Source organism: Pelagimonas varians (assembly GCF_003208435.1).
Lineage (GTDB): Bacteria > Pseudomonadota > Alphaproteobacteria > Rhodobacterales > Rhodobacteraceae > Pelagimonas > Pelagimonas varians.
The window spans coordinates 1-26904 of record NZ_QKMF01000015.1 but is presented as its reverse complement, the minus strand read 5'-3'; the positions used below and the strand labels follow the sequence as shown (position 1 = coordinate 26904).

At 55.1% G+C, this 26904-nt stretch carries 25 protein-coding genes and 1 pseudogene; 8 read left to right on the top strand and 18 right to left on the bottom strand.

Annotated features, from left to right (window positions below; genetic code table 11):
- Positions 1-51: 51 nt before the first annotated feature.
- Positions 52-1821 carry a LysM peptidoglycan-binding domain-containing protein gene (locus C8N36_RS17535; RefSeq protein ID WP_097806179.1) on the bottom strand — a complete coding sequence of 590 codons (1770 nt, stop codon included), beginning with the start codon at positions 1819-1821 and terminating at the stop codon, positions 52-54.
- 149 nt (positions 1822-1970) lie between these two features.
- Here C8N36_RS17535 and C8N36_RS17530 point away from each other — a divergent pair, with 149 nt between their 5' ends.
- Positions 1971-2522 (top strand): LOG family protein, encoded by a 552-nt coding sequence (locus C8N36_RS17530; RefSeq protein ID WP_097806209.1) that lies wholly within the window; start codon positions 1971-1973, stop codon positions 2520-2522.
- Here C8N36_RS17530 and rarD read toward each other — a convergent pair.
- The 8 genes from rarD to C8N36_RS17490 all read right to left on the bottom strand — a co-directional run bounded on the left by rarD (position 2465) and on the right by C8N36_RS17490 (position 10558).
- Positions 2465-3379, bottom strand: a complete 915-nt coding sequence (gene rarD, locus C8N36_RS17525; RefSeq protein ID WP_097806180.1) for an EamA family transporter RarD — start codon at positions 3377-3379, stop codon at positions 2465-2467. The genes C8N36_RS17530 and rarD overlap by 58 nt on opposite strands.
- Positions 3380-3503: 124 nt before the next feature.
- A complete protein-coding gene (locus C8N36_RS17520; RefSeq protein WP_097806181.1) occupies positions 3504-4106 on the bottom strand; it encodes a superoxide dismutase in 603 nt (200 codons plus the stop codon).
- Between the two features lie 82 nt (positions 4107-4188).
- Positions 4189-4611 (bottom strand): hypothetical protein, encoded by a 423-nt coding sequence (locus tag C8N36_RS17515; RefSeq protein ID WP_097806182.1) that lies wholly within the window; start codon positions 4609-4611, stop codon positions 4189-4191.
- Positions 4612-4727: 116 nt separating this feature from the next.
- A complete protein-coding gene (locus C8N36_RS17510) occupies positions 4728-5096 on the bottom strand; it encodes a hypothetical protein (RefSeq protein ID WP_146227663.1) in 369 nt (122 codons plus the stop codon).
- Positions 5097-5213: 117 nt separating this feature from the next.
- Positions 5214-5780 carry a sarcosine oxidase subunit gamma gene (locus C8N36_RS17505; protein ID WP_097806184.1) on the bottom strand — a complete coding sequence of 189 codons (567 nt, stop codon included), beginning with the start codon at positions 5778-5780 and terminating at the stop codon, positions 5214-5216.
- Positions 5773-8793, bottom strand: a complete 3021-nt coding sequence (locus C8N36_RS17500) for a sarcosine oxidase subunit alpha family protein (RefSeq protein WP_097806185.1) — start codon at positions 8791-8793, stop codon at positions 5773-5775. The genes C8N36_RS17505 and C8N36_RS17500 overlap by 8 nt, the downstream gene beginning before the upstream one ends.
- A gap of 75 nt (positions 8794-8868) precedes the next feature.
- Positions 8869-9198: a sarcosine oxidase subunit delta gene (locus tag C8N36_RS17495; RefSeq protein WP_097806186.1), complete on the bottom strand. Its 330-nt coding sequence runs from the start codon at positions 9196-9198 to the stop codon at positions 8869-8871.
- A gap of 115 nt (positions 9199-9313) precedes the next feature.
- Complete coding sequence (locus tag C8N36_RS17490; protein WP_097806187.1) at positions 9314-10558, bottom strand: sarcosine oxidase subunit beta family protein; 1245 nt, start codon at positions 10556-10558, stop codon at positions 9314-9316.
- 213 nt (positions 10559-10771) lie between these two features.
- On the opposite strand from C8N36_RS17490, the gene ccmI reads away from it, so the two are divergent.
- The 3 genes from ccmI (at position 10772) to C8N36_RS17475 (ending at position 12826) form a co-directional block, all read left to right on the top strand.
- Positions 10772-12007 carry a c-type cytochrome biogenesis protein CcmI gene (gene ccmI / locus C8N36_RS17485; RefSeq protein WP_097806188.1) on the top strand — a complete coding sequence of 412 codons (1236 nt, stop codon included), beginning with the start codon at positions 10772-10774 and terminating at the stop codon, positions 12005-12007.
- A 96-nt stretch (positions 12008-12103) separates the two neighbouring features.
- Entirely contained in the window at positions 12104-12574 is a 471-nt protein-coding gene (ruvX, locus tag C8N36_RS17480; protein ID WP_097806189.1) for a Holliday junction resolvase RuvX, read from the top strand.
- A gap of 15 nt (positions 12575-12589) precedes the next feature.
- A complete protein-coding gene (locus C8N36_RS17475) occupies positions 12590-12826 on the top strand; it encodes a DUF1289 domain-containing protein (RefSeq protein ID WP_097806210.1) in 237 nt (78 codons plus the stop codon).
- A gap of 28 nt (positions 12827-12854) precedes the next feature.
- Here C8N36_RS17475 and C8N36_RS17470 read toward each other — a convergent pair whose 3' ends face one another.
- From C8N36_RS17470 to C8N36_RS17460, 3 genes are all read right to left on the bottom strand, one after another.
- Positions 12855-14135 (bottom strand): calcium-binding protein, encoded by a 1281-nt coding sequence (locus tag C8N36_RS17470; RefSeq protein WP_097806190.1) that lies wholly within the window; start codon positions 14133-14135, stop codon positions 12855-12857.
- Positions 14136-14354: 219 nt separating this feature from the next.
- A complete protein-coding gene (gene dusA, locus C8N36_RS17465) occupies positions 14355-15374 on the bottom strand; it encodes a tRNA dihydrouridine(20/20a) synthase DusA (protein WP_097806211.1) in 1020 nt (339 codons plus the stop codon).
- A gap of 727 nt (positions 15375-16101) precedes the next feature.
- Positions 16102-16521 (bottom strand): putative quinol monooxygenase, encoded by a 420-nt coding sequence (locus tag C8N36_RS17460; protein ID WP_245910940.1) that lies wholly within the window; start codon positions 16519-16521, stop codon positions 16102-16104.
- A 262-nt stretch (positions 16522-16783) separates the two neighbouring features.
- On the opposite strand from C8N36_RS17460, the gene C8N36_RS17455 reads away from it, so the two are divergent.
- Entirely contained in the window at positions 16784-17581 is a 798-nt protein-coding gene (locus C8N36_RS17455; RefSeq protein WP_097806191.1) for a DUF2092 domain-containing protein, read from the top strand.
- Positions 17582-17586: 5 nt separating this feature from the next.
- Entirely contained in the window at positions 17587-17904 is a 318-nt protein-coding gene (locus C8N36_RS17450; protein ID WP_097806192.1) for a hypothetical protein, read from the top strand.
- Between the two features lie 138 nt (positions 17905-18042).
- On the opposite strand, the gene C8N36_RS17445 is transcribed toward C8N36_RS17450, so the two are convergent.
- Entirely contained in the window at positions 18043-18978 is a 936-nt protein-coding gene (locus C8N36_RS17445; protein ID WP_097806193.1) for a glutathione S-transferase family protein, read from the bottom strand.
- 172 nt (positions 18979-19150) lie between these two features.
- Between C8N36_RS17445 and C8N36_RS17440 the strand changes: the two genes are divergently transcribed.
- Positions 19151-19726 (top strand): DUF502 domain-containing protein, encoded by a 576-nt coding sequence (locus C8N36_RS17440; RefSeq protein WP_097806194.1) that lies wholly within the window; start codon positions 19151-19153, stop codon positions 19724-19726.
- Between the two features lie 26 nt (positions 19727-19752).
- On the opposite strand, the gene C8N36_RS17435 is transcribed toward C8N36_RS17440, so the two are convergent.
- The 5 genes and pseudogenes from C8N36_RS17435 to C8N36_RS24775 form a co-directional block, all read right to left on the bottom strand.
- On the bottom strand, positions 19753-22536 hold the full coding sequence (locus tag C8N36_RS17435) for a bifunctional diguanylate cyclase/phosphodiesterase (RefSeq protein ID WP_170125911.1): 2784 nt from the start codon (positions 22534-22536) through the stop codon (positions 19753-19755).
- 343 nt (positions 22537-22879) lie between these two features.
- The gene (gene arsJ, locus C8N36_RS17430) at positions 22880-24136 is read right to left on the bottom strand and encodes an organoarsenical effux MFS transporter ArsJ (RefSeq protein WP_097806196.1); all 1257 of its coding nucleotides are present in this window, start codon (positions 24134-24136) and stop codon (positions 22880-22882) included.
- 18 nt (positions 24137-24154) lie between these two features.
- Complete coding sequence (locus tag C8N36_RS17425; RefSeq protein WP_097806197.1) at positions 24155-25153, bottom strand: ArsJ-associated glyceraldehyde-3-phosphate dehydrogenase; 999 nt, start codon at positions 25151-25153, stop codon at positions 24155-24157.
- Between the two features lie 3 nt (positions 25154-25156).
- Complete coding sequence (locus C8N36_RS24780; protein WP_306456923.1) at positions 25157-25654, bottom strand: arsenate reductase ArsC; 498 nt, start codon at positions 25652-25654, stop codon at positions 25157-25159.
- Positions 25655-25807: 153 nt separating this feature from the next.
- A pseudogene (locus C8N36_RS24775) lies at positions 25808-25978 on the bottom strand (helix-turn-helix domain-containing protein); the annotation flags it as partial.
- Positions 25979-26747: 769 nt separating this feature from the next.
- On the opposite strand from C8N36_RS24775, the gene C8N36_RS24770 reads away from it, so the two are divergent.
- On the top strand, positions 26748-26904 hold a 157-nt coding region (locus C8N36_RS24770), incomplete at its 3' end, for an acetyl-coenzyme A synthetase N-terminal domain-containing protein (RefSeq protein ID WP_170125910.1).

Below are 26904 nucleotides of genomic sequence, written 5' to 3'. Positions count from 1 at the left end.
ATCCCCGTCGGTACTAGCCTAGCTGGACAGCTGCGAGGTTCAGATCAAAACCTATTTGGGAAGATCGAAAATCTGGCCCGGATAGATCAAATCGGGATCGCCGATCCGGTCTCGGTTGGCCTCGAACACCCGAACATATTCCTTGCCGTCGCCATAGCGATTGTTCGAAATTTCCCACAGCGTATGTCCAGGCTGAACTGTGATGGATCGGGCGATACCGCCGCCAGACGCCGCAGCACGTGTCAGCACCTCTGCACTTTCGCGCAAAAACAGGCTTTCGACGCGCGCAATCACTACACCGCTGTCATCAATCTGATCGACCCGCAGCGTATAGGTTCCGGTGTCCACCTGTGGCAGTTCAACCCGCCAGCGGCCATCTTCGCGAATACGCGAGGTCGTGACCGGTGTGTTGTCGAGATAGATCCGAACCGAGCTGGCCTCTTCGCCCCGCCCCGCCAAAAGCACATCGCCTTGTTCGTCATAGCTGATGGAATCCAGTGCCACGTCGCCCGGAGACAGAGGCGCAGTTTGCAAGACCTCTACGCCGCGCGCACTGGACAGCAAGATTGTTGGCGGCACCAGTTTTGCAGGCTCTTGCGCTTCTTCAGGCTCTGAGCGCGCCGCGCCTTGGGGAACTGCGTCCGGTGCTGAAGCGGCCGCTATGGCGGTTTCGACAGGCTGCGGCGCGACCGGAGCTGGCGGATTTTGCGCCTCGACTTGCGGGGCGACTGGCTCGGGTGCATCAACTTCGGCCGTTTGCGCAACGGGCGCTTCCGCAACAGGCGTTTGGCTGCTTTCGACGACTGGCAAAGGAGCATTTTCAGGGATTACCAAAGCCAGATCGGCTTCTTTTTGCGGTTTCTTTTCAGACGCTACAGGAATCGCAGGCGTGATAATCACCTCTTGCTCGGACAGGCTTACCCCTTTGTCCGTTTCATTGCGCAATGTCAGAACCGATGCAGCCCCTTCGGTTGGTAAGTCCAGAAAGGTAACAAATCGGCCATCGCTTCCGACGGTGACAGAAGTTTCGGATTTTCCATCCAGCATGACGTCAAGCTGACTGCCCGGCACCGCTGCACCGGCGATCAGAGTGCTGCCATCCGTTTCCGTGCGGACAATATCAAACGTCGGAGCGGGTGTTTTTGAGACCGGCTCCACAGCTTCGGCAACCTGCGGGGCTGGAACAGGCTTTGCTTCCTCTGGCAGCACCCCCGGGGCTGGCGCTGACGGTGCCTCTTTGGGGGCGGCCTCGGGTTCCACGATTGCTGCGACCTCTGGCGTGGGGTCGGTAGACGGAACAGGCGGCGCGGCTTGCGGTACCGCTGATGGCAAATCTTCCGCAGCAGGCGCGTTTGTTTCCGGTTCCGGCTGGGCCAAAGCAGCCACTTGCACATCCTCGACGGGTTCGGTTGGCGCAGGCACATCCGGCAACGCCACTGCAGTTTCGACCGGATCTTCTGCCGGGGATGCGGCAACAGGCTCTGGCGTTTCGCTTTCTATCGGTGCAGCTACGACCGGATCATCCACGGCGACTGGCGGCTCTTGTGCAATGACAGCTTGTTTGGGCAAATCTGACGATTCAGGGTCAACCACTGGTTCAGGTTCTGGATCGGCAACCAAACTGGCGGCTTCCCCTGCATCCGGTTGCGGCGCAGGCTTGGGCGAGACCGCCCCGACGTCAGGCGCGACCAAAGCCGCAGGTGCTGGCACAGCCAAAGGGTCCGGTTTTGACAAATCAAGTGCTCCGGTCGCAACAGCGACAACAACCACCCCGACAGAGCCTGTTCCGGCGATTGCAGAATATAGTGCGATTTTGCTCATGACAGCCTTTTCTTTCAGCGCTAACCCCTTTGGTCCCCAAACCAAAAAACTGCGCGGTTGAGCGTGTATATCTTACACGGTATCAGCGGTCAAAACCCCATTTCGACGTCGCATTCGGCGAAATCGGCGACCAGCATTTAGGAAACCTTATGATACCCAAGTCAATTTGCGTCTATTGCGGCTCTCGCTCGGGCAAAGATCCCGCGTTTGCCGCGCAGGCCGAAACCCTTGGCCAGGCGATTGCCGGTGAAAACTGGCGGTTGGTCTATGGCGCAGGTGATGTCGGGTTGATGGGCACTGTTGCCCGCGCGGCGCAATCGGCCGGAGGCAATACCTTTGGCGTGATCCCCACCCATTTGATGGATATGGAGGTAGGCAAAACCGACCTGACAACCTTTGTCATCACTGAAACCATGCATGAACGCAAAAAGGTGATGTTGATGAACGCTGACGCCGTGGTGGTGATGCCCGGCGGCGCAGGATCCTTGGACGAATTTTTCGAGGTTTTGACATGGCGCCAACTTGGACTGCATGACAAGCCGATCATCTTGCTGGACGTAAACGGCTATTGGGGCCCCTTGCGCGGTTTGCTGGGCCATATCGTCGATTCAGGGTTCGCCGATGCATCGCTTCTGGATTTCGTTCAGACTGGCGGTTCGACCGAAGAAGTCATGGCGCTTTTGCGGCGGGCGCTGTCCTGACGCCAACTGCTGAAAGAATAGATCGCGAGCGCAAGCCAAATCAGCGCAAAAGCGATGGTGTGGTAGCGGCTCAGCGCTTCGCCAAAGATCACGGTCGCGCAGAAAAACTGAAGCGTTGGGTTGATGTATTGCATCACGCCCAGCGTGCTCATGCTGACGCGCTGCGCAGCCGCTGAGAAGAGGATCAACGGCAAGGCCGTCATAACGCCTGAAAAGGCCAGCAAACCCGATGTCCAAAGATCGCGGCCAAATTGCCCCTGCCCGCCCGCGTGCACATAGGCCAGCCAACCGAAGGCAAATGGCACCAAAAGCACGACCTCGGCTGTAACAGACACCACCGGCCCCGTCGTCAACCGCTTTTTGATCAACCCGTACAGAGCAAAAGTCACCCCAAGGATCAATGATATCCACGGCGCGGTGCCCAATCCGATGGCCAACTGCAAAACCGCGACGGTTGCCAGCGCAATGGCCAGCCATTGCAGTGTTGACAGGCGTTCCCGCAAAAGGACCACCCCGAACAACACAGCCATCAACGGAAAGATGTAGTAGCCCAAAGAGGTTTCTGTGACGCGGCCGATCTGGACCGAGATTATGAACAGCCCCCAATTGATAGAAATCATCAAAGCCGCAAAAGCCAATACTGCTACCGCGCGGGGCGTCGCCATGGCCGATTTCAGATTGCCAAGCCGCCCTTGCAACGCCAGGACGCCTGCAAAAACCACAAAGGACCAAAACGTGCGATGAGCCAGCAACTCACCCGGCGGAACATGCAACAATGCTTTGTAATAAATCGGGGAAAGGCCCCAGATCGAACAGGCCCCAAGCATGGCCAGCAAACCTTGTTGTGTGTTGTTCATGCGGCCCCCTGCTGTTGGCTTATCGGGGTCGGTCCATAGGAACAAGCACGAAAAAACGGGGCCAGCAATGCGGCCCCGTTCTTTGAATTCTTCACCGTAAAGTGCAGGCGCTTAGCCCAAACCTTTAGCCGAGGCGCGATGCCACGTTTTCCCAGTTCACCAGGTTGTCCAGGAAGTTGGCAAGATACGCAGGACGTTTGTTGCGGAAATCGATGTAGTAGGAATGCTCCCATACGTCGCAGCCCAAAAGCGCGGTCTGACCAAAGCACAATGGGTTCACACCATTTTCGGTTTTAGTGACCTTGAGGCCGCCATCCGCGTCTTTGACCAACCAGCACCAGCCGGAACCGAACTGACCAGCGCCAGCAGCAGAGAACTGATCGCGGAACGCGTCGACTGTGCCAAAGCTTTCTTTCAAAGCGGCTTCCAGTTCGGACGGCATGTCGTTGTTGCCAGCGCCCATCATTTCCCAGAACTGTGTGTGGTTCCAGTGCTGCGATGCGTTGTTGAAGATGCCGTTTTGGGCCACAGCAGAGGCGTCATATGTGCCTGTGATAATGTCCTCAAGCGATTTGCCTTCCCATTCGGTGCCGGCGATCAGCTTGTTACCATTCACGACATAAGCGTTGTGGTGAATATCGTGGTGATATTCCATTGTCTCTTGGCTCATGCCTTTGGAAGCCAGAGCGTCGTGTGCATAAGGAAGATCAGGAAGTTCAAAAGCCATGGTGGAGCCCCTTGTTCGCATCTATTGTGGTTGTGTCATACCTGTCCCCTAGACCGCGTAAGGTCAAGTCCAAGTCTCGGCTTTACGTCAGCTTTCGCGCTTCGCAGGTGCCGCGGCCGGTAAACGTGTCCTGATATCCAAGCGGTTTGGCTGAAATGCTAAGTTTACCAGTCGCCTTAAAAATAGTGGCCCGATAGGCCATGCGCACAAACTGTCCGGTGCCGCTTTTGGTTTCAAGACGCCAAGTCACCGAAATTCGATTGTCCGTATCCGATTCCAACTTGCCTTTGACGGGCTGGCGATCATTGAAATACAAAATAATCGGATCCGAAATAATGACCAGGTTTTCAGCGGGTTTATACCCGATGAAAAGAAACTCTGGCAACCAGTTTCCTTGCTGGGATGTGGTTGCCACTTTGCATTGATAGCCAACCCCTTGGGCTTGCGCAGGTGTGGCCTGAATGGACCCAAAGGCCAGGACAAGCGCAACAATGGCGTTTCTCATAGGGTACTCCAATGGGTTCAATCAGCACATAGCCAGCAGGCAGCAGGGGTTCAAGGTTGCTTCCCACACCTCCCGCCTGACAACCCCGTACACGCCTAGATATAGGCCGCTTAAGTTTATTTTCTAAGCTTGCAGGTGCCGCGGCCAAAACTGCGGTGATTATGTTCAACTAACAGGGCTGTTACGTTTAGGCGGCCATTTTGTTTGTTCGCCGTTGCGGTGTAGAGCAACTCAATCGGAGTCTTGTTTCTGGAAGGTGCACGAAACCGCCAATTAAAGACCAGCTTCGTCTCTGTGTCCTTTTGAATGGTCGCTTCCAGCCACTTCTTGTCATTGTGATCCCAGATCATCCCGTCTAACAGCGACACCGTGCCTTTTTCGCTGTCATACCGATAATCCATTTTCGGCATCACCCAGCTGCCTTTTTTGAATTTAACGTCACAAGTGTACTGAACCGGTTTTGCAAAAACCGTTTGCCCAACCATGGACAACGCCGCGCAACATGCTGCAGCCAAAATATAATTCATCGTAAATTCCCAAGTTTATTCAACCGGAACCTACGCAATGAATTCAATTTGCACAACACAACTGACGCTAGTTAGCTACAGAAAACCAACGTCGCTACCTGGTGCCGCGGCGGTCTTGAGCAGGTTAAACATATATTCACCAACCGACCGGAAACACACGATCTGTGCGCCTTCTTCGCCAGTCAACCAGAACGCCGCTGCAACCTGCGCCAAACGGGTACGGCGCACCTGCCCTGCGCCAAAACTTTCGGGAGACATGTCAACCGGTGCCAGTTTTGCCAGAACTTCGCGTGTTGCCGCCCCCTGAAGCGTAAAGCAAGCGCGGGCATCGGACACATTCACTGCCAAGGCATGATACCCTGCCAATGCAGCCTCAAGTTTGCCCAGCAAAAACGGGGCTTCGGCATAGGTGCATAGCAAAAGCAGCTCATCAGGTGACATCCAGAGCAAGCCGCGCGTTCCGTCCATTACGGCCCCGCGTTGGCCCGGCAGGGCAACCTCAGCCAGATCGGTGATCGTCTTGACCAAACCACTATCCGAAAAATCACCGCGCAGGGTAATCATCCCTTGCGCCCGCAACTCTTCAACTTGGACCAACCCGTCAAAGCTGGCTCCGTTCAACGCTGTGGCAATATCAGACATTCTGCTTCTCCCCTTCGGGGTCATAGAAAACCGGAGTGACGATTTTGGCGGCCACCATGGTTTCACCGTCATCCATCGCAAACTCGATCACTTCGCCCATTCGGTCAGGGCCGTTTAGAACCAGCCCCATCGCAATCCCCTTGTTCAAAGTTGGCGAATGATAGGTTGAGGTTACGCGCCCTTGGGTGTTGCGCTGGCCGTTTTCATTGTTGCCATCCGCAACCGCATAGGCACCATCCGGCAGGGTTGACCCGTCGGTTGTTTCAAGCCCGACCAGCTTCCAGCGTTTTTGGTCGGTCATATGGCTGCGCAATTGCGCGCGCTTGCCCAAGAAGTCTTCTTTCTTTTTCGAAATTGCCCAGTTCAGCCCCAAATCCTGCGGGATCACTGTGCCGTCGGTTTCGTCGCCAATCATGATAAAACCCTTTTCGGCCCGCATGATGTGCAAACATTCCGTTCCGTAGGGCGTCACTTTGTATTCCGCCCCCGCCTCAAGCAGCTTGTCCCAGAACGCACGGCCCAAATTGGCGGGAACCGCAATTTCATAAGACAATTCGCCCGAGAACGAGATGCGATAGGCCCGGACAGGGAAACCCGCCAAAGTGCCATCGCGCCATTCCATAAACGGCAAGGTGTCTTTGGACAGATCCATGCCGCCCAGCTTCTCCAAGACTTTGCGGGCATTCGGGCCAACAACGGCGACCTGCGCCAGCTGCTCGGTGATATTGGCAGTGTAGACTTTCCAATCCCACCATTCGGTTTGCAGCCATTCTTCCATGTGGGCGTGGATACGATCCGCGCCGCCGGTGGTGGTGTGGCACAGCCATGTGTTTTCATCGATGCGCGCAACCACGCCATCATCCGACAAGAACCCGTTCTCGCTGCACATCAACCCGTAGCGGCATTTGCCAACCTTCAGGTTGGACATCATGTTGGTGTACATCATGTCCATGAAGCGCCCGGCGTCCGGTCCTTTGACGATGATCTTGCCAAGGGTAGAGGCATCAAGCAACCCAAGGCTGGTGCGGGTTGCGGTGACTTCGCGGTGCACCGCCTGATGTATGGTTTCGCCCGATTTCAAATAGGCATAGGGCCTGCGCCAGTGTCCCACCGGTTCCCAATGAGCACCATTGGCTTCGTGCCAATCATACATCGGTGTCTTGCGGATCGGCTGAAAAACATCACCGCGCGCTTCGCCCGCAATAGCGCCCATTGAAATAGGCGTATAGGGCGGCCGGAAGGTGGTTGTACCAACCTTGGGGATTTCCGCACCAAGTGCATTAGAAAGCGTCGCAAGGCCGTTGATATTACTCAATTTCCCTTGATCCGTAGCCATCCCTAAGGTGGTGTATCGCTTGGTATGCTCAACACTTTCATAACCCTCATGCGCCGCCAGTTGCACATCAGATACTTTGACGTCGTTCTGGAAATCGAGCCAGGATTTAAGCCGCAAACCGTAATGGGCGCCCTGCGGCATCAACCAAACCGGTTCAAGCGGAGCTTCTGCGGTATCTGCGGCCACGGATGCGTCCGAGATTTGGCCCGTCGCACCTGCGGCCAGAGCGGCAACTTCGCCAGCACGCGCCGCATCTTCCAAGACGGTCCTTAATAACATTTCGCCGTTGGCGCTGCCAGCCACATGGACCATCGTCTGACCGGCGTCGCCCAAAGGCGGGCGGGTTGGATCGGGGCGGAAAAAGGCTCCTGCCTCGTCCCATGTCAGCTTGCCGCCGCAATGCGACCACAGGTGAACCACGGGCGACCAGCCGCCTGACATGGCCACAGCGTCACATGGAATGTTCCACAACATCCCGCCTTCGCCAGCCTGTTTACAGATATCCACGGATGTGACCCGCTTGCCACCATGCACCTTGGCGATGCCGCAGCCGGTTTCTACACGGATGCCAAGACCGCGCGCCTGATCCATCAAGGCCCCGCCGCCCGTTTCGCGGGCATCTACGATCATCGGCACATCCAGACCGGATTGTTTCAAGGTGATCGCGGTGCGATAAGCATCATCGTTGTTGGTGACCACAACTGTGCGGTCCCCGACCGACACGCCGTAATTGACCGAATAATCACGCACTGCCGCCGCCAGCATCACACCGGGAATGTCATTACCAGCAAAGCTGATCGGACGTTCAATCGCGCCGGTCGCTGTGATGGTTTGTCCGACCCGAATGCGCCACAAACGGTGGCGCGGCCCCTTCATTTCCGGCGCGTGATCGGTCAGGCGTTCGTAAGCCAGCACATAGCCATGGTCATAAACGCCCGCGCCCATCATCCGGTTGCGCAGGGTGACATTGGGCATGGCTTCAAGAGCTTGAAGGGTTGAGTTCACCCAATCTTGCGCAGACATACCGTCAATATCCGCGCCGTCGACAACAGTGCGTCCGCCCCAATCGGGGGTTTGTTCGATCAAAAGGACTTTGGCACCAGCCTCACCCGCGGTTTTCGCGGCTTGCAAACCTGCCACGCCGCCGCCAATCACCAGAACGTCTACGAAGGCATAGAAATGTTCATAGGTGTCAGGATCAGAGGTTTCAGGATTTGGCGCTTTGCCAAGGCCCGCGGATTGGCGGATAAACGGTTCATAGACGTGCTTCCAAAAGGCACGCGGGTACATGAACATTTTGTAGTAGAAGCCTGCCGTCAAAAGGCGCGAGGCGTATTTGTTGACCGCCCCGATGTCATAGTCGAGGCTTGGCCAGACGTTCTGCGGGGTCGCGGTCAAACCATTGAACAGCTCGGTCGTGGTGGCGCGGGCATTCGGTTCGTGGCGGTCGCCCTGCCCCAGATTGACCAATGCGTTCGGCTCTTCGCCACCAGAGGCAACGATACCGCGCGGACGGTGATATTTGAAGCTGCGACCAACCAGCATTTGATCGTTGGCCAGCAAAGCCGAGGCAAGTGTATCCCCCTTGTGGCCCGACATGCGTTTGCCATCAAAGGTGAATTCAACACGGGAGGATCTGTCGATCAGGCGACCGGACTTGGCGAGACGGGTGCTCATGTTATTGGCCCTTTTCGCACGGGGAGAGCTGGGGAGCCTCCGGCGGGAGTTTATTAAGCAAGATGAAGATGGAGGTCATGACAAGTCCCTCCAGCTCCAGCCCGGAAGGCGGGCGGTGATTTTGTCTGTGATGTCACTGGGCGGTGCCAGCGTCTGGGCGCTGTAGGTGCCAAAGACCTCAAGTGTGGTGGTCGAGCGGGCAGCGTGGAACCATTTTCCGCAACCGTTAACATGGCGCCAGCGTTCGAAATGCACCCCCATCGGGTTTTCGCGCTGGAACAGATAGGTTTCGAAGTCATCATCCGATGAACCGGGGCCGAAGCGTTTGATATGCGCTTCTCCGCCTGCATGCAGTTCGGTTTCTTCGGCTTTGACGCCGCAATAGGGGCATTCAAGGATTAGCATGATGCACTCCTCAGACTTGAAAGGACACAAAAGCCAACCGCGCGGGCGGTCGAGGACTTGAGCTTGAGTTTGGGCGGGCGGTCTTGGTCTGTTTGTCGAGAGCCTGCGAGTGCCATCAGTGCGCCACCCCTGCTGCGACGCTTTCGTCAATGAAGCGGCCTTCGGAGAAGCGGTTTAGCCCAAACTGATCGGTGAGCGGGGATTGGCCGCGGGCCATCAGTTCGGCAAAGCCCCAGCCAGACCCCGGAATCGCTTTGAATCCACCAGTGCCCCAGCCACAGTTGATGAAGCAGCCTTCGAGCGGGGTTTTTGACAAGATCGGGGAGCGATCACCGGTGACATCCACAATCCCGCCCCATTGGCGCAGCATTTTCAAACGCGACAGCATCGGAAAGGTTTCGATCAGGGCGCGTACTGTTTCCTCGGCGTGATGGAAGGATCCGCGCTGGGTGTAGTTGTTGAACGCATCGGTGCCGCCGCCGATAACCATTTCTCCTTTGTCGGATTGCGACATGTAGCCGTGCACCGTGTTGGCCATGACAACGCAATCCATCGCGGGCTTGATTGGCTCTGACACCAAAGCCTGAAGCGCGACGGATTCCAACGGCAGGCGGAAACCGCCCATATCGGCGAGCGCGCCGGAATGACCTGCCACCACCATTCCCAGTTTTTCACAAGCGATGTCGCCTTTGGTTGTCGAAACACCAGTGACTTTGCCGCCTTCTTGGGACACACCGGTCACCGCACATTGCTGGATGATATCCATGCCCATGTCCGAACAGGCCCGTGCATACCCCCAAGCCACTGCATCATGGCGGGCTGTGCCGCCGCGCGCCTGCCAAAGCGCACCCAGAACCGGATAGCGCGGACCATTGATATTCATGATCGGGCAAAGCTCTTTGACACGGGCCGGTGAAATAAACTCCGTCGACACACCTTGCAGCGCGTTGGCATGGGCGGTGCGCTGATAGCCGCGCACTTCGTGTTCGGTTTGCGCCAGCATCATCACGCCGCGCGGACTGAACATCACGTTGTAGTTCAGATCCTGGCTCATCGTTTCGTACAGCGAGCGGGCTTTTTCATAGATCGCCGCTGAGGGATCTTGAAGATAGTTGGACCGGATGATTGTGGTGTTGCGACCGGTATTACCGCCCCCAAGCCAGCCCTTTTCCAAGATGGCCACATTGGTGATCCCGAAATTCTTTCCAAGATAATAGGCCGTTGCAAGGCCATGACCACCCGCGCCAACGATTATAACATCATAGCGTTTTTTCGGTTGGGCCTTGCGCCAGGCGCGGTCCCATCCGGTGTGGTCGCGCAGGGCTTCGCGGGCAATGGCAAAGGCAGAATAGCGTTTCATAAGGCTCGAATCCCAAAGCTCAGGGTTTTGATATTGTGATAAATGGTTGCCGCGACAGGGGCGATACGCAACCGTCACATTTGACACAGTTGCGACATCAGCCCACTTCACAAGATGCGCGGGATGTCACATGAGACGCATCGCTTGACTTTTGCCCTTTTTTCCAGCGCCCCGCGCCTATAGATCAAGACGGAACACAGGCGGAGATGATATATGTTCTGGATCCTAACGGGCGCTTTGGCGCTGGTACTGACCGTTCTATTGCTGTTGGCGCTGTTGCGCGGCCAGCGTGAGACCGGCCCGGCCGAAGCGTTTGACCTGAACGTATACCGCGATCAGCTGACCGAGATAGAACGCGATACCGCCCGCGGCACTATCGCCGCCGATGAGGCCGAGCGACTGAAGGTCGAAATCTCCCGCCGAATCTTGGCGGCCGACACAGCCGCAAAGCAAAATGCATCAACAGAGGGCACCGCGGGTACAGGCAGTTATATAATGGCCGGGCTGATTGCCGCTTTGGTGCTGGGCGGCGGATTTGGACTCTATTGGAAACAAGGCAGCCCCGATGCGGTTGATATGCCCCTGTCTGACCGGATTGCCGCTGCCCAAGAGCTTCGCGACAACCGTCCATCGCAGGCCGAGTACGAATCCAGAATGCCAGCAGCAGAGGCTGCCAATGCCCCGGAAGACTACATGAAACTGGTCGAAAAACTGCGCGAAGCTGTGGCGGCGCGCCCGGACGACCTGCAAGGTCATATCTTGTTGGCCAGCTCGGAAGCGGCGCTCGGGAATTACAAACTGGCCTATGAAGCACAGGCGCAAATCGTGGCCCTGCGCGGGGAATCCGCCACGGCCAAAGACTACACTGATCTGGCAGATATGATGATCATCGCAGCTGGCGGTCTTGTTTCGCCCGAAGCTCAGGTTGCCCTTGAAAAAGCGCTGGCGATTGATCCCGAAGACGGTGTGGCACGGTTCTATGGCGGCTTGATGATGGCCCAAACCGGACGCCCCGATGTGGCGTTTGGCATGTGGAACAGTCTACTGCGGTCCAGTGCACCCGATGCCCCATGGGTTGGCCCTATCCGCGCACAGATCGAAGAACTGGCCTATCGCGCCGGCGAAACCCGCTTTGAGTTGCCGCCGCTGCCGCATTCCGATGATGACAACCGTGGACCCAGCTCTGATGATATCGCTGCTGCGTCTGACATGACACCCGAAGAACGCCAGGACATGATCAAAGGCATGGTTGACCAACTGTCCGAACGTCTGGCAACCGAAGGCGGGCCTGCCTCGGATTGGGCTAAGTTGATTAACGCAATCGGCGTGCTGGGCGATATCGAACAAGCCACTGCTATCTGGAACGAGGCGCAAAACATCTTTGCCAACGATCCCGAATCTTTGGCACAGGTCACCGCTGCGGCTACCCGCATCGGTATCGCCGACTAGACATAATCCGCACTGCCTGCCCCACGAGCCCCCAAAGCCCTTTTCATGCGGCGGGGTGGGTGAGTGGGCGGCGCTTGAAAAGGGCTTGAGCCACAGATGATCCATGATGATGTCACCGAATTCGCAAGCGCCCTGCCCCCGATGCGGGCCATTGCCGGGCTTGACCTCGGGACCAAGACCATAGGGGTTGCAGTGTCTGACGGGCTGCGCAGTGTCGCCACGCCGCTAGAGACCATCAAACGCAAGAAATTCACCCTTGATGCCGAACAGTTGGTCGCCATCCTCGCGAAACGCGAAATCGCCGGTATTGTCTTGGGTTTGCCGCGCAATATGGATGGATCTGAGGGTGCCCGCTGCCAATCGACCCGCGCTTTTGCCCGCAATTTCACCCGCCTGTGGGAAGGGCCCATTACCTTTTGGGATGAACGCCTCAGCACTGTTGCGGCAGAAAGAGCACTTTTAGAGGCGGATACGTCACGAAAACGTCGCGCAGAGGTTATCGATCACGTCGCGGCCTCCTATATCCTGCAAGGAGCGCTTGATCGTTTGCGCCACATCGGAAGTTAATCGGAGATGGCCTGGATGAAAGACGACGTTTGGAAACGCGACGAAGTGCAAAGCCCCTGCATCAATATTTGCGTTGTGCATCCTGATGCACGTATATGCACCGGTTGCCTGCGGTCTATTGATGAAATCACCGCGTGGTCAAAGCTGAGCAATGACGAACGTGCCGAAATCGTTTTGGCCTTGCCTGATCGCAAAGCACTGCTGACCAAACGGCGGGGCGGCCGGCAAGCGCGTTTACAAAGCCGGGGCTAAACACCGACCTTGCAAACGCTAACGCAAATTAGGCGGTAGCACCCGACGGATCAACGAGCACCGACACCACGTTGTTGATTGTGAAACCATTGGCAACGCCATCGTCAATGCGCGCCAGCGTCAATGTACCTGACCCGTGTTCTACCTGCACAAGCATATCGCCTGTCAGCCCGTCCGGCACGACAGACAGATCACCGCTTGGCATGCCTGTTCCGCCAAAGTCTGCCGAACTCAGCTCAATGCGCAACACATCGGCTTCAGAGCCGCTTGGGGTGAAGTCGGTCACCCTGAGTGCGACGTCAGCGTCGCCTGACACCAGATCATCGACAGTATCGACCACAAAGGTATCCGCCCCTGCCCCACCAGTCGCGGTACCCGCGCCGCCAGCATTGGTGATGAGGTCATCCCCAGCGCCTCCCAAAAAGACATCATCCCCAGCGTTGCCAATCAAGGTGTCATCGCCATCCTCGCCGTTCAAGGTGTCATTGCCATCGGCAGTTTCCTCTTGCACGCCTTCTGCGCCGCCCTCCAACCGGTCATTGCCCGAGCCTCCGTTGATCGAATCCGACCCAAGCCCTCCGAACAGAAGATCATCCGCAGCGCCGGCTTCCAGCGTGTCATTTCCGGCACCGCCATCCAAGGTGTCAGAGGCAAAGTCCAGAGTGAACCCAGCGATCAGCAGACCATCATCACCATCGCCGCCCTCAAGCACATTCGCGCCTTCGATGGCTTCCAGCGTGTCATCGCCTGCGCCGCCAAACAGGGTATTGTCGCCAGCCTCGCCGTCCAGATTATCATCCCCTGCGCCGCCATCCAGAATGTCGGACCCGGTGCCACCTTTCAGCGTGTCATGGCCGCTGTCGCCGTTCAGCGTATCCTCCCCTTCGCTTCCCCTCAAAAGGTCGTTACCATCCGAACCGAACAACAGGTCTTCGCCGTTCTGACCATCCAGCTTGTCGTCATTGCCTCCCCCCAACAACGTGTCATCGCCGTCTCCGCCCAAAAGCCGGTCCTCACCGAGATTTCCAGCCAGAGAGTCGTCGCCCTGATTGCCATGCAGAGTGTCATCGCCGCCATTGCCAGATACTGTGTCGTCTCCGCCCTCTGCATAGACCAGATCATTCCCGCCGAGCGTCTGTATAATGTCGTCACCATCCGTTCCGGACAGCACATCGTCGCCGTCCGTCCCGATGTCCGGCTCATCTGTGTTCTGATCTGATGATGAGTCATCATTATCGTCATCATCGGAGTCGTCTCCAATGAACGTGGTCAACAAAAGCAACGGAAAAAGCGTCAAAAACCAAATCATGGCAGCCCCCTTCAAAGAGGTAAATTTCTAGTATACTTTTAGAAATGATTGGACTTTTTTTTACCAGCGTTGCGTCAACAACATATAATGATTGATTGAGGTTCCGATTGTTTCCCAAACAGGGCTAGGTTTGCGGAAGAAATCCAAAATCCGACGCCCGTTGTTTCAAAAATGAAGGGAAATAGGTGCGGGAAAACGCTTTGATTCGCGCACAACTGCTCACATAGCCTGAACAGAGGCCTGCTTTGCCTCATTGATCGCGGCAACCGCAACCTCAAGCAATTCTGGCCCTGCCCCGTCTTTGTTCGCGCCTGTCGACAGGATTTGCCGCCATCTGCGCGCACCGGGCTGACCTGCGAAAAGCCCCAGCATATGCCGTGTAATTTGATGTAACCGACCGCCGGATTGAAGGTGTTGTTCAATATAGGGCAGCATTTCAACCACCACTGACTGAGCCGTTTTGTCGGATCCCCCACCGAAGACAGCCGCATCGACCTTGCTTAAAACATCCCAAGGCTGGTGATAGGCCGCCCTGCCAATCATCACGCCATCCAAGCCGCGGTCCAAAAGATCGAGAGCGGTGTCCAGATTATCAATGCCGCCGTTGATCGACACATGCATATCGGGAAACATCGCCTTCATCCGCATCACCAGATCATAGTCCAATGGCGGGATTTCCCGGTTCTCTTTGGGGCTAAGCCCTTGCAGCCAGGCCTTTCGGGCATGAACGGTGACGCGCGTCACCCCCGCATCCGCGATAGAGCTCAGAAACTCCGGTAAAACTGTCTCCGGGTCTTGGTCATCTACACCAATCCGGCATTTCACCGTGACATCCACATCGACAGTGTCGCGCATGGCGGACACACAATTGGCCACCAATTGCGGGTCTTTCATCATAACCGCACCAAACGTGCCTGATTGCACCCGATCCGACGGGCAGCCACAGTTCAGATTTATCTCGTCATAACCGGCATCCGCACCCAACTTGGCCGCCTGAGCCAGCTCCTTCGGGTCCGAACCGCCTAATTGCAACGCAACCGGATGCTCTTCGGGACTATAGGTCAACAAATGCAATGCCCCACCGCGAACCAAGGCAGGTGCCGTGACCATCTCTGTATAAAGCAGGGCATGGCGGCTGATCAGACGGTGCATATAACGGCAATGTCGATCCGTCCAATCCATCATCGGTGCCACTGACAGGCGCGCTGAACTGACAGCTGTGTATTTATTGTTGTCTATCAACAGATTGCTTTCCGCTTACTGGAATTGAGGCGCTCTATAACGCAGTCCTAATGGTGCCGTTTTGCGAAGGCAACGCAGACGAGAATGTAACATTCAAACACCGATGACACTGTGTGCAAACGAAAGACTCATCCGCATGGCAATCATCTATAAACCACGGGACGCGTGGATGGTGCAAGTCAACTTGGCCGAATGGATTTTGACGAATTGCGCAGCACATCCTTCCGATCGAGATCCGGAACGATCCACGGCGCGTATCAGGAGACCTTGGGCGCGCCGACCGTGTTGCGTTGCGCAATCGCTGGACCAAAGGCTGCCCTGTGACTTGCGATGATCTGGCCGCGCCGTGGGCCAAGGATCACACCCCGCGTTGTCCGAGAAACCAATTACAAGCGCGGAGGCGTTTGTCAGTGGATCATGTTGGGATAGGACGTTCAGTCACCTGATGGACAAAGCAGGCTGGCGACGCACACAACCGATCAATCCATAGCTTTTGCCAGTGCTTGAACCGCTGGCCAAACCAATCCTTCTCTATCGAGAGAACCAGCACACTGAAACGATCTGAAAATTCTTCGCACAGCAGGATTTAGCGGCGCAGTCCAAAATCCACCCAAAACATAAACGTGATATGAAATATATGCGTCACCGGGAAAACGAAAACAGGGTTTCCCCGGTGGCAAAAGTGGCTCAAATCAAAGGCAATTGCCTTTTCAATCAGCTTGTATCAGCGAGTATAGCCGCTAAGCCGTGCCATATAGGCTGGCGCAAACGGCTCCAAAACCGCTTTTAGATCATCCCCTGCCGGACCATAAACCGCGACCGAATTCACCGAAAACGTTTGCAAAAACTTTTCTGCGAAGTTTGCGCCGAAATTCCCCATATGGGTCATCGCTGCCGCATTATCAGCATAGCGTTCGACAATATGCACTTGGTCTCCGGCACCCATATAGTCATAAGTCAGAGCACCCGGTTCGTTGGCTTTGGTCGCTGACACCATCTGGTCCAGAAGCGGCAGGACCGCATCTTCCATACCGGCATTCACCGTCATCACAATGTGCCAGCCCACATCATCGGCACTTTGATCGTCGGCCAGCGCCGGCCCTGCTGCCAGCATAGTCGCAGCAATGAGAGACAAGTACTTCATAGTGGTTCCTCCGGTTAAAATTTGGATCAGCCTCTAGCACCCCACAGCAATACGCAACCTTTGATTTACCTTACGGCAACTCCGGATCCTGACAGTCAGAGAAGTGATTTCCGCAAAGAAAACGTGCCCCGGCGTTTCAACACGCCTCCGGCCTCCCCCTCACTCACAGCAATATGGCGAATAAGTTCCGATGGCGAAATGGCATCTTTTATAACTACGGGAAAGCTCTAGGCTTTGCTTCATATCATTCGGAGCGACGACTATGAGAGATACAGATTTCCAAAAATCACTTCGGGGGCCGAAAAGATTGGCCACCGCGCTGATATTTAGCTGCGCAGCAGTCAGCGCAACGGCCGACGTGGATTCTGCAAACATTGACGCCGATGCAACCACCGTCCTGACCAATATGTCATCGTATTTGACCGGGCTGTCCGCATTTTCTGTGGACTTCGACGCAAGTACAGATGCCATCACTCAAAACGGTCAGAAGTTGAAGCTCGCCAGATCAGGCAGTATTGCGGTCAACAGGCCGGGCCAGTTTCGTGTGACAAACCACGGTGCTTTGGCAAACATGGAGTTCATCCTTGATGGCGACACCCTCACGGTATTTGGCAAAAACATAAACCGCTATCTGCAACTGCCCGCCACGACGATTGACGACGGGGTTGCCGGTGTGAGGGATCTGATTGGTTTCGATGTGCCGGGGGCTGATCTTTTGTCAAACTCCCCGCTTGATCCCAGTTCGGCCAATGTTCTGTCCGGTGTGCATGTCGGTATGACAACAATCGGGGGGCAAGATGTCCATCATCTGGCGTTTCGCGGCGATGACGTTGATTGGCAATTGTGGGTCAAAGACGGCGATGCCCCTTTGCCTGTTCAATATGTGATTACCAGTAAACTTATCGCCGGAGGGCCGGAATACTCTATCCTTATGTCGAACTGGAACACAAAGCCGATGGCCGACGAGGCGACGTTCACCTTTGCTCCGCCGTCCGGAGCTACCGAGCTTTCGTCGTTCGAGATCGACGCCGCGGGCAACATCAGCGAGATTTCGGAGTAAAAGCTATGAAAATCATCAATAAATTCGCGTTGATTGCGGCACTGGCCACGGCCTTCACCTTCGAAATAGATCCTGTTTCTTTGGCATCCGGCACCTTCGGCCCGCAGCCGGTTTCCGCGGAAATCGGACGTCCTTTAACACCTGGAAGCATCGCAGGCGTGGCCCGGCGCACAAACCGACGGGCGATGCGGCGCGGTGCTTACTATAACTCCCTACCAAGCGCCACATGCGTGCGTGCAACCGTCTACGGGTATGCCGTTTGGGATTGCGGTGGGCGTTACTATCAAAGTTCCGGCAACGGGTATGTGATCGTGACATTCTAAAATCAATCTTGCCGCCACATTGGATTGAATGTGGCGGCAAGATGTGTCCATGGGTGCATTCTGGATGCCCATCAAAGCGGCGAAACAGAAACGTCCAGCCGCGTTAAAACCGCCCCTGCGCCATGGGTCTGACGGGCTTTAGTCCAAGACTTTGGCCCGATACCCAATCCGTGGGAAGTGTACATTTATTGATCCTAAATCGGGATCATTGCGCCGGACCACCAAGCGATCTGAATTGGCATAAACCAAGGTGCCTTCGACGGGTTGTTCACCGCCATCAAGATCAGGAGACACAACAACTGGCGTGCCGACAGCCAAGCCTTGCGGATCGTTTTTGTCGTCATGTTGCAACCCAAGAGGCTCACATTCAGAGGCCTGTTTTATCGCCTCTTCTGCGGACAGATCCGATACTTGACCATGGCCAATTTGCTTCACATTGGCATCCCACTTTTCCAAAAAGGGAAATTCGCTTAGAAACTCGGGCCCCTGCGTCCAACGGCCCCGCAAAAACCACACCAAATGGTAGACCTGCGCATCAAGAGCAGCCGGATTTTCACCCAGCAAAAATCTGCGCCCATCAGAAAGCTGGCTGTTGAACCAAGACATCGGACCGCGCATTTGGGACGCAAGGTGTGGAAGGTTCTCGTGGGCCTTTTTCAGGCCTTCGGCCCAATCTGCCCCCAGATAAAGGCGTCCGCGATCTTCGGCAAAATCCTTCGGCAGATCGTCACCGGCAGAGCCCAAAACAATCTTGACGGTTAGATCAAACATCGGCCCATCGATCCATCGGCTGAGCCCCATGACCAACCCCGTGTCGGAAGTCGGGAAAAATGTGGGGGATGGGACGCGCCGCTCAAGCTCGGCAAGAATGCAGGACGAATCGCAATAGATATCCGCCCCGATCTGCATAACGGGCGTGCGTCTGTACCCGCCTGTCAATTTGGTCAACATCGGTTTGGGTGGCAGTCGCGGGATCTCGACAGAGGACCACGCCAGATTTTTGATACCCAGTGCAATTCTGGCTTTTTCAGCAACTGGCGATTGAGGGTAATTGTGTAAAATGATCTGGGACATAGCTATCTCGTCTGAGGGCGTTTGACTTATGTATTCACCTTAAGTCTCTGTGTGCAAGATCAGCCAAGCCGCGCGGCTTGCAAGCCGCACATCGGTCGGTCATCTTGGCATTGCCGAGGGCGGTATTGTTTCATAAAGATGCCTGTACGAGCGGCTGGCAGGAGAAACAAGAATGTTAAATGGCCTTCGAACGACCATTATCGGCGGAATAATTTTTCTCGTTCCCATAATCTTTGTCTTGCTGATCTTAGGCAAGGCATATGGAATTGCGCTGCAAGTCGCGGCCCCCATCAGCAAATTGTTCCCCATTGAATCCTTCGGAGGCATTGCGCTGGCCAACATTCTGGCTGCATTCGCCGTGATCGCCGTGTGCTATACCGCCGGCCTCATTGCCCGCAGTTCCCTGATTTCTGCCAAAGTCGCAAAGATGGACCAGTTTCTGACACGCGCAATCCCGACATACCACTTCACCAAAAAGGGCTTCATTGACTCTGTCGGGAACAAATCCTTCGAAGACGACTGGAAAGTTGTCTGGATCGGGGATCCTGCTGACAAACGCGCTTTGGGATTTGAAATCTCAAAACTGGCAAACGGCGATGTCTTGATTTTCCAACCCAACACCCCGAACACATCCACCGGATTTGTCTGGTCGGTCCCGGCCCATCATGTTGAGCTCATCGACATCGCTCCGCGCGATCTATCCAAACATCTGAAATCTTACGGCATTGGCTTGCCAGGCGACATTTGACTGCCCAGCCCCCAACTCCGCCGCGGCTACTTAATGTCTACAACCTGCGTGAATTCAAGAAGTTGTCGTCGGGACAGGCCTTTGGAAAACAAGAACCCCTGCCCTAAGGCGCAATTGCGGTTTTGAAAAAACCTGAGCTGTGACTCGCGTTCGATGCCTTCTGCGATCGCGCGACTTCCGAGCCGGTTGGACAAGCCCAAAATGGTCTCGCACAGCGCAACAGCCCGTTGGCTTTCGGGGGCGCTTTGCGCAAATTCCCGGTCAATTTTGAGATAGTCAAATTCGTTGTTCAAGAAATAGAGCAAGCTAGAGTACCCGGCCCCGAAATCGTCTAATGCAATCTCGATTCCCGCATCGTGGAAGCTTCTGAGACTGGACAGGGTAAACGGAGTTGGATCCAACAGCGCCGCTTCGGTGATCTCGACCATAATCGACGCATCAGACGGTGTGTTTGCCTTGATGTAACTGGCCCAGTCCAGCCCCTTGCCATGCTCGCGGGCGCTCAGTTCGGACGGGGAATGGTTGACACAAATCTGAAACCCTTCGCCAAACCGGTTGCGGAACGCCGGTAGGTCATTGCAGGCCCGTTGCAGCCCAGCATCCCCCAACTGAACCATCAACCCGCCCTCTTCCGCCAGCGGTAAAAACCGGTCCGGTGCCAATTGGCCGAGTTCGGGATGGTTCCAACGCAGGAGGGCTTCGGCAAGGACGACACGCCCTGATTTCAGATCCACAATAGGCTGATAGTGAAGTTCGAATTCATCTTTGATCAATCCGGCGTGCAGGTCATCCATCAGACGGATACGGTTGGCATTTCGCAATCCGATTTCAGGGGTAAATAGATGAATTCGTCCGCCACCACTTGATTTCGCTGAATACATCGCCTGATCCGCCGCACTCAAAAGCGCCTGCGGTGTTTTGGCATCCTGCGGGCAGATTGCCGAGCCGATGGACGCGGAAATATGGACAGTCTCTGCACCAACCACAAATGGCCGTTGCATGGCGGCCAAAACCCGCAAGGTTGCCGCTCTGGCGCGGGCAGCAGGATCGTCACCCCGCAACAACAGCACAAATTCATCCCCCGCATGGCGCGCAGCGAAATCCCTTGGGCCTAGACAGCCGCGCAACCGCTGTGAGACCAGTTTAAGAAGACCGTCTCCGGTTGCATGCCCCAGACGATCATTGACCTGTTTCAATCCATCGAGATCAACGAACAACAAAACCAACTGTTGGTCATTGCGGTTTGCATCATCAACCGCAGCGTCCAGTTCCGCGGTCAAACTTGCCCGATTTGGCAACCGTGTCAGAAAATCGGTGCGTGCCTGCAACAGGATTTTTTCACGTGCACGCTTCAATTCCGAAATATTGCGCGCCACGAGGACCATCTCGTCGCCATCCCCAATCGGACGAACACGCGCTTCGAAATCAACCCGATGTCCGTTGATTTCCAGCTCATACTCCCAAGAGACTGCCCGTCCGGTCTCATGATACCGCTTCATGTTTTCATCAAACAGCTTCAACGCAGGCGCAGGCAAAACATCAGCAGCCCGCCGGCCAACAAACTGTTCCGGTGGCATCAGCAGGTCTGCCGCCTCGGTTGCACTATATTCCAGAATAACTCCGTCACGATTGAGACGGAAATAGCTGTCCGGCAAAGCATCCAGCAAAGCCTGAAGTTGCTGCAAGCGTTCCCGTTCCGATGTTTCCGCTGCGAGACGCGCCCGAGACATTCGGCGAAAACTGCTCGAAATCTGTTCAAAATCCGAAACTTTCGAGGTCTGGGCTTCGAGAATGTGATCCTCGATCTGACCTTTTTCAAATCCGAGTATAGCTTGATTCAAAGCACCAAGCGGTCTGATAACCTGCCCTTCCAGAATGCGAAGAGCGAGACTGCTGAAGAGAACCAGAAGGCTCCCCAAAACGGCCAACCGAATAAGAACTGACTGGCGCGCTTCTACGAGGACCTGCTCAACTGGAAAGGCGAGGCTGACCTCAATTGGCTGACCTTCGCCATCTTGGAACAAGATGCTACGGGACATAACCCGCCGAATTCCATCGTCTCCTTGCACCATTTCGCCTTCGGGCCCAGTGACGGGCGGATTTGAAAAAGCCGCTTGAGACGCCAGTTCTTTCCCCAGTGCGGTTTCGTCCGACGGGTGGATCGCAATTATTTTGCCCTCGCGGTCGGTGATCGCCGCCTTGGTTCCGTCCGGCAGCTCCAATCGCATCAACTGCTTGCTCCACCACTCCAGCCCAAGAACGGCAACGACAGCCCCAACCGGCTCCCTTTGCCCGTCGGGTATCACTGGATAGGCAAAATTCACGCTGATCACCTCAGCAGCACGGTCGCTTTGAAAGCTACCGACACTGAACACCCCTTGGTCCAAAGCTTTGCGAATATAAGGACGGTCCGCCACATTTACCGGCTGTGCAAGCGGTATGGCCGTGCACAGTAAATCACCGTTCGCCCCAGGAATTCCGAGGTTTTGGTATCGGTCCGAAAGCTGCAAAATATGAGACAAAAACACACTACAGGCCGGATCGGAGGGATCTTGAACAGTCTCATCAACGGCCAGTTTTTGCAAAAAACTGAGCGTTTCGGAAATCAACGTCTGCTGAGTTAAAACCAACTCATGTGTGATCCTCGCAGAGTACATTGCGTTTTGATGGATCGACGCCTCGTAGTCTTTGAATCCAAAGAAGATAATACTCGCAGCACTTGGCACTGCCGCCAACAAAATCAAAGCACGCAGGCGCTGCCGCAAAGGGCTTGGTAGTATTTTTCGAACGGCTTTGGATTTATCAAACACGGCCATCTCTTTTATGAACAGGCAAAGCCCAACAGCCACAATCGGCACCCACAAATGTCACCCGACCTATTCGCTGAACGCTTCGGAAACTGGGGAACATCATTATTTTTGTTCATTTTTTATTGCCCAATATTCCTTTTGGAAACGATCCTTTACCGCAAGCGCAACCGCCTAAGCCGAATGATAGATAAACAACACTACCACAAGTTTATCTACGCGCTCCTATTGTTTCTAGATAATTGATGTTCTCAGACGGTTTTGCAGACGGAATGTCGCAAAAATGCAAAAACTTCAGTAAGTTCCGCTCATGAATTAAGCATCGCCTCAGCAATCGGGGAACGTGTCAGGACGTGCGAAGTTTTCCGGCACCAAAAGCGCTGATTCCAAGCATTGCGGCCGCAACCAACAGGCACAAAGACAAACCACCGGCTTGATAACTGAGGCCAGAGAGGACTGTGCCGATCAATCGGCCAGCCGCATTCGCCATGTAGTAAAAACCGACATCCATCGTCACACGATCCCCTTTGGAAAAGGCCAATATCAAATAGGAATGTAGGGAAGAATTAACAGCAAACAGCGCACCAAAGACCAACAGTCCAATCGTTATCAGTGTGGTCAGCCACAAGGCTGGCGCGCCTGCTACCCAGATCAGCCCGGCAAGCACCACGGGGACAACCATCAACCCTGCCGCCCAGTTTCTGGCTGCAGAGATTAGCTCATATTCGGACCGAATTGAAGCCCTCAGCAGCTTTGGCGCGGCCCCCTGCACCACCCCATATAGAATGGTCCAAACCGCCATAAAGCTGCCGATGATGAAAAAGGCCATGCGATTGCCCTCTTCGGTTCCATCCGACAAGACAGCATAGAAATAGATCGGTATGCCGACGACAAACCACACGTCGCGCGCGCCGAACAAAAACACCCTCGCAAAGCTCAGCCAGTTTATGTTGCGGTCCTTTGACCAGACTTCGCGAAATTTGGCGTCTTTTTTACCGGCAGGCAAGCCCGGCGGCATACGTAAAATCACGGCCAGCAGCACGGCAGCCAAAACCGCCGCCATCCCAAGGACCGCAGGCACAAATCCGGCAAATCCCAGCAGGGCCGCGCCCAGCAAGAAACCCAATCCTTTGACGGCGTTTTTAGAGCCTGTCAGCAGTGCCACCCACTTGAACAATCCGCCCTGCCCTGTTGGTGCCAGCAGTTTGACCGCAGATTTGGCCGACATCTTGGACAAGTCTTTGGCAACGCCGGACAGCCCTTGAATAGCCATCACGAAGACAACCGATGCAGTTATCCCCCAGGCAGGGTCAAGTTGCGTTAACGCCAGCAATGCAACCACCTGAAGGCCAAGCCCGGCATAGAGCGTCGCACTGAGCCCAAAGCGGGCTGCAATCCAACCTGCCGACAGGTTGGTGATGACCCCCGCCACCTCATACAACACAAACAGATAGGCAAGTTGGACAGGCGAAAACCCCAACGTATGGAAATGCAGCAGCACCAACATACGCAGTGCACCATCGGTCAACATAAAGGCCCAATAGGCGGCCGTGACGGCCATATAGGCCGCTATCCCCTGAGGGCGGGTATCTGTCTGTGTCATGAGTTTTCTCTTAGCCGCTTAGAGCGAAGCCCCGACTTTTTGCGCCACATCCGCCAAACGGTGCGCATAGCCCCATTCATTGTCATACCACGCGTAGATTTTCACCTGAGTGCCATTCACAACCATAGTCGACGGCGCATCCACAATCGAACTGCGCGGATCATTGACGTAATCCGTGGACACCAAGGGCCGGGTTTCATAACCCAGAATGTCCTTCAGATCACCTTCGGAGGCGGCTTTGAACAAGGCATTGACCTCCTCAACTGTGGTTTCGCGCTCGACCTCAAACACACAATCGGTGAGCGACGCATTGAGCAAAGGCACCCGCACAGCATGGCCATTCAACCTTCCTGTAAGCTCAGGGTATATCAAGGTGATCGCAGTGGCGGATCCCGTCGATGTCGGGATCAAGGAGTTAAGCGCAGACCTTGCCCGGCGCAGGTCCTTGTGCGGCTTGTCCACAATGGTTTGGGTGTTGGTGACATCGTGGATCGTGGTCATCGACCCGTGTTTGATGCCGAGGCCTTCGTGAATGACTTTGACGACAGGCGCCAAACAATTGGTGGTGCACGAGGCCGCCGTGATAATCCGGTGATGCGCCGGGTCATAGATGTCGTCGTTGACACCGATGACCAGATTGGCCGCGTTTCCGTCTTTGACGGGGGCCGAGACCACGACTTTTTTGACACCGGCCTCGAAATAGGGTGCGATCAACGCATCGGTTTTGAAATAGCCCGTGCAATCAATAACCACATCCGCCTGCGCCAACGGTAGATCTGCCAGATCGCGGGTTTGATAGGTCGGAATGCGGGTGCCATTGACTGTGATGCTGTCCTCATCGCTGGAAAACTCAGCGTCCCAGCGGCCATGCACTGTGTCAAACTCAAGCAGATGCGCATGAGTGGGCGCGTCACCAACCGCATCATTGATCCATACGATCTCTGCTCCGGCGTCCAGCATCGGCTTGAGAACCAGTTTGCCCATCCGGCCCAAGCCGTTGATTGCATATTTAGTCATGTGTCAGTCTTTCGTTTTAGCGATGTCGTCGATGCGGTTTTGCAAACTTGCACGGTCTAACGTTTCAAATGGCAGGGCGGCAAATGCGCGGATGCGGTTTTGGAGCGCGCCGAATACCTGTTGAAAGGCCAGGTGTTTTTCGGCTTCGGTTCCTGTGGCTTTGGCGGGGTCCGGTTGCCCCCAATGGCCGCTGACGGGCTGGCCCGACCACGACGGGCATTCTTCGTTTGCCGCCCCGTCACAGACTGTCAGGACAAAATCAAAATCCGGTGCGTTTGCACCGCGAAACTCATCTATGTTTTTCGCCCGAAGGCCACTGATATCGTACCCTTTGGCCTGCAATAGATCGACCGCAATGGGGTTCAGATCGGATTGCGGGCTGGTGCCTGCAGAAAACACCTCAAACCGGTCACCTGCCTCGTTCCGCAAAAGGGTTTCTGCGAAAATGGATCGGATAGAATTGCCTGTGCAAATAAACAAAACAGAGAATTTGCGCGGCATGGCTCCGTCCCCCAATGTTGCAGAAGCGAGGCATTGCTCAGGCCGCCCCCGACAACAATCCGCGGAAAGATAGTCTATCAATTGCGACGCAGCTGTTGTTTGAGCGCTGTATAACAATGATGTCCCCTCCCGCGATTGGGACACCAGATTGGCGCGGCGCAAATGGGTCAGACAGGCCGAAAGCGAGGATGCCGGCAAGTCCAGTATTTGGGCAATGTCCCCAGCCGATACAGCATCAGGATATCGCCGCATCAACAATCGAAACACTGCTAGGCGGCGGTCGTTTGCCAAGGCTGAAAGTTGAGAGATCGCTATTATTTCCATATTTCCGGAAATACGGAAATCTCTGAGATTCGTAAAGTGAACCTTTTGTAACGCGGCTTTTAGCCTGCATTCCCCACCTTGCTCTGAAGATCAAAGCAACACGGAACCGGTTTTTTTCATATCAATTAAGGTTCCAGAGGGGATCCCGCTTACAAAGTGCTTATATAGGTGGACCCGCCTGTTCGTCGCAGGAAACCATGCGTCAAAGTTCAGGTTTTCCGCCACTATCGGGAAATCGACAGGCTCAACCTCATAGGTTTCAACTGACCGCACCGCAGTTCCGGACAATACGCGGCCCCACTTTTTCAGCCGTCTCGCTGAAAAACCCGTCAGAATTCCTAGCCAGACGACCTTGCTTCGCCCTCTTTAAGGACGCCGTTAGTACGTCTTTGAACGCTTTCAAGTCAAAATAGCGAGATTCGCCTTAAGGTCGAATGAACACCTGTTAGCGCTCAACAGATTTGAACCGCAGCACTTTGCCACACCGTACCCACTACTACGTAGGTCTTAGACCGTGCATTAAGTCTTGAACAGGTTAAGGACTGCTTGCGCAAACAGAATTTGAACACATCCAGCAAAACGAAGGGGTTAGCAGGCAGTTCGAAAATTCATTTACAATTAGTACACCTGCCTTGAAAATAATTTACAGATAACCCTTTCATATTGCTTATTTTCTACAAAAGTTTTCAGAATACCCTATGCTCCGATCAACACGGTGACGTGACGGAAGTACGTGCCGTAACGGGACTTTTACTGGGAGGAGATATCCATGACCGATCAGAATACATCCAAAGAGGCCGCTACAACCTATGCGCCTTCTGCGGATCTCGCCGCCAATGCGAATGTTACGCTTGCGCAGTACAATGAGATGTACGCACAATCTATGAGTGACCCGGACGGGTTCTGGGGCGCTCAGGCGGAGCGGC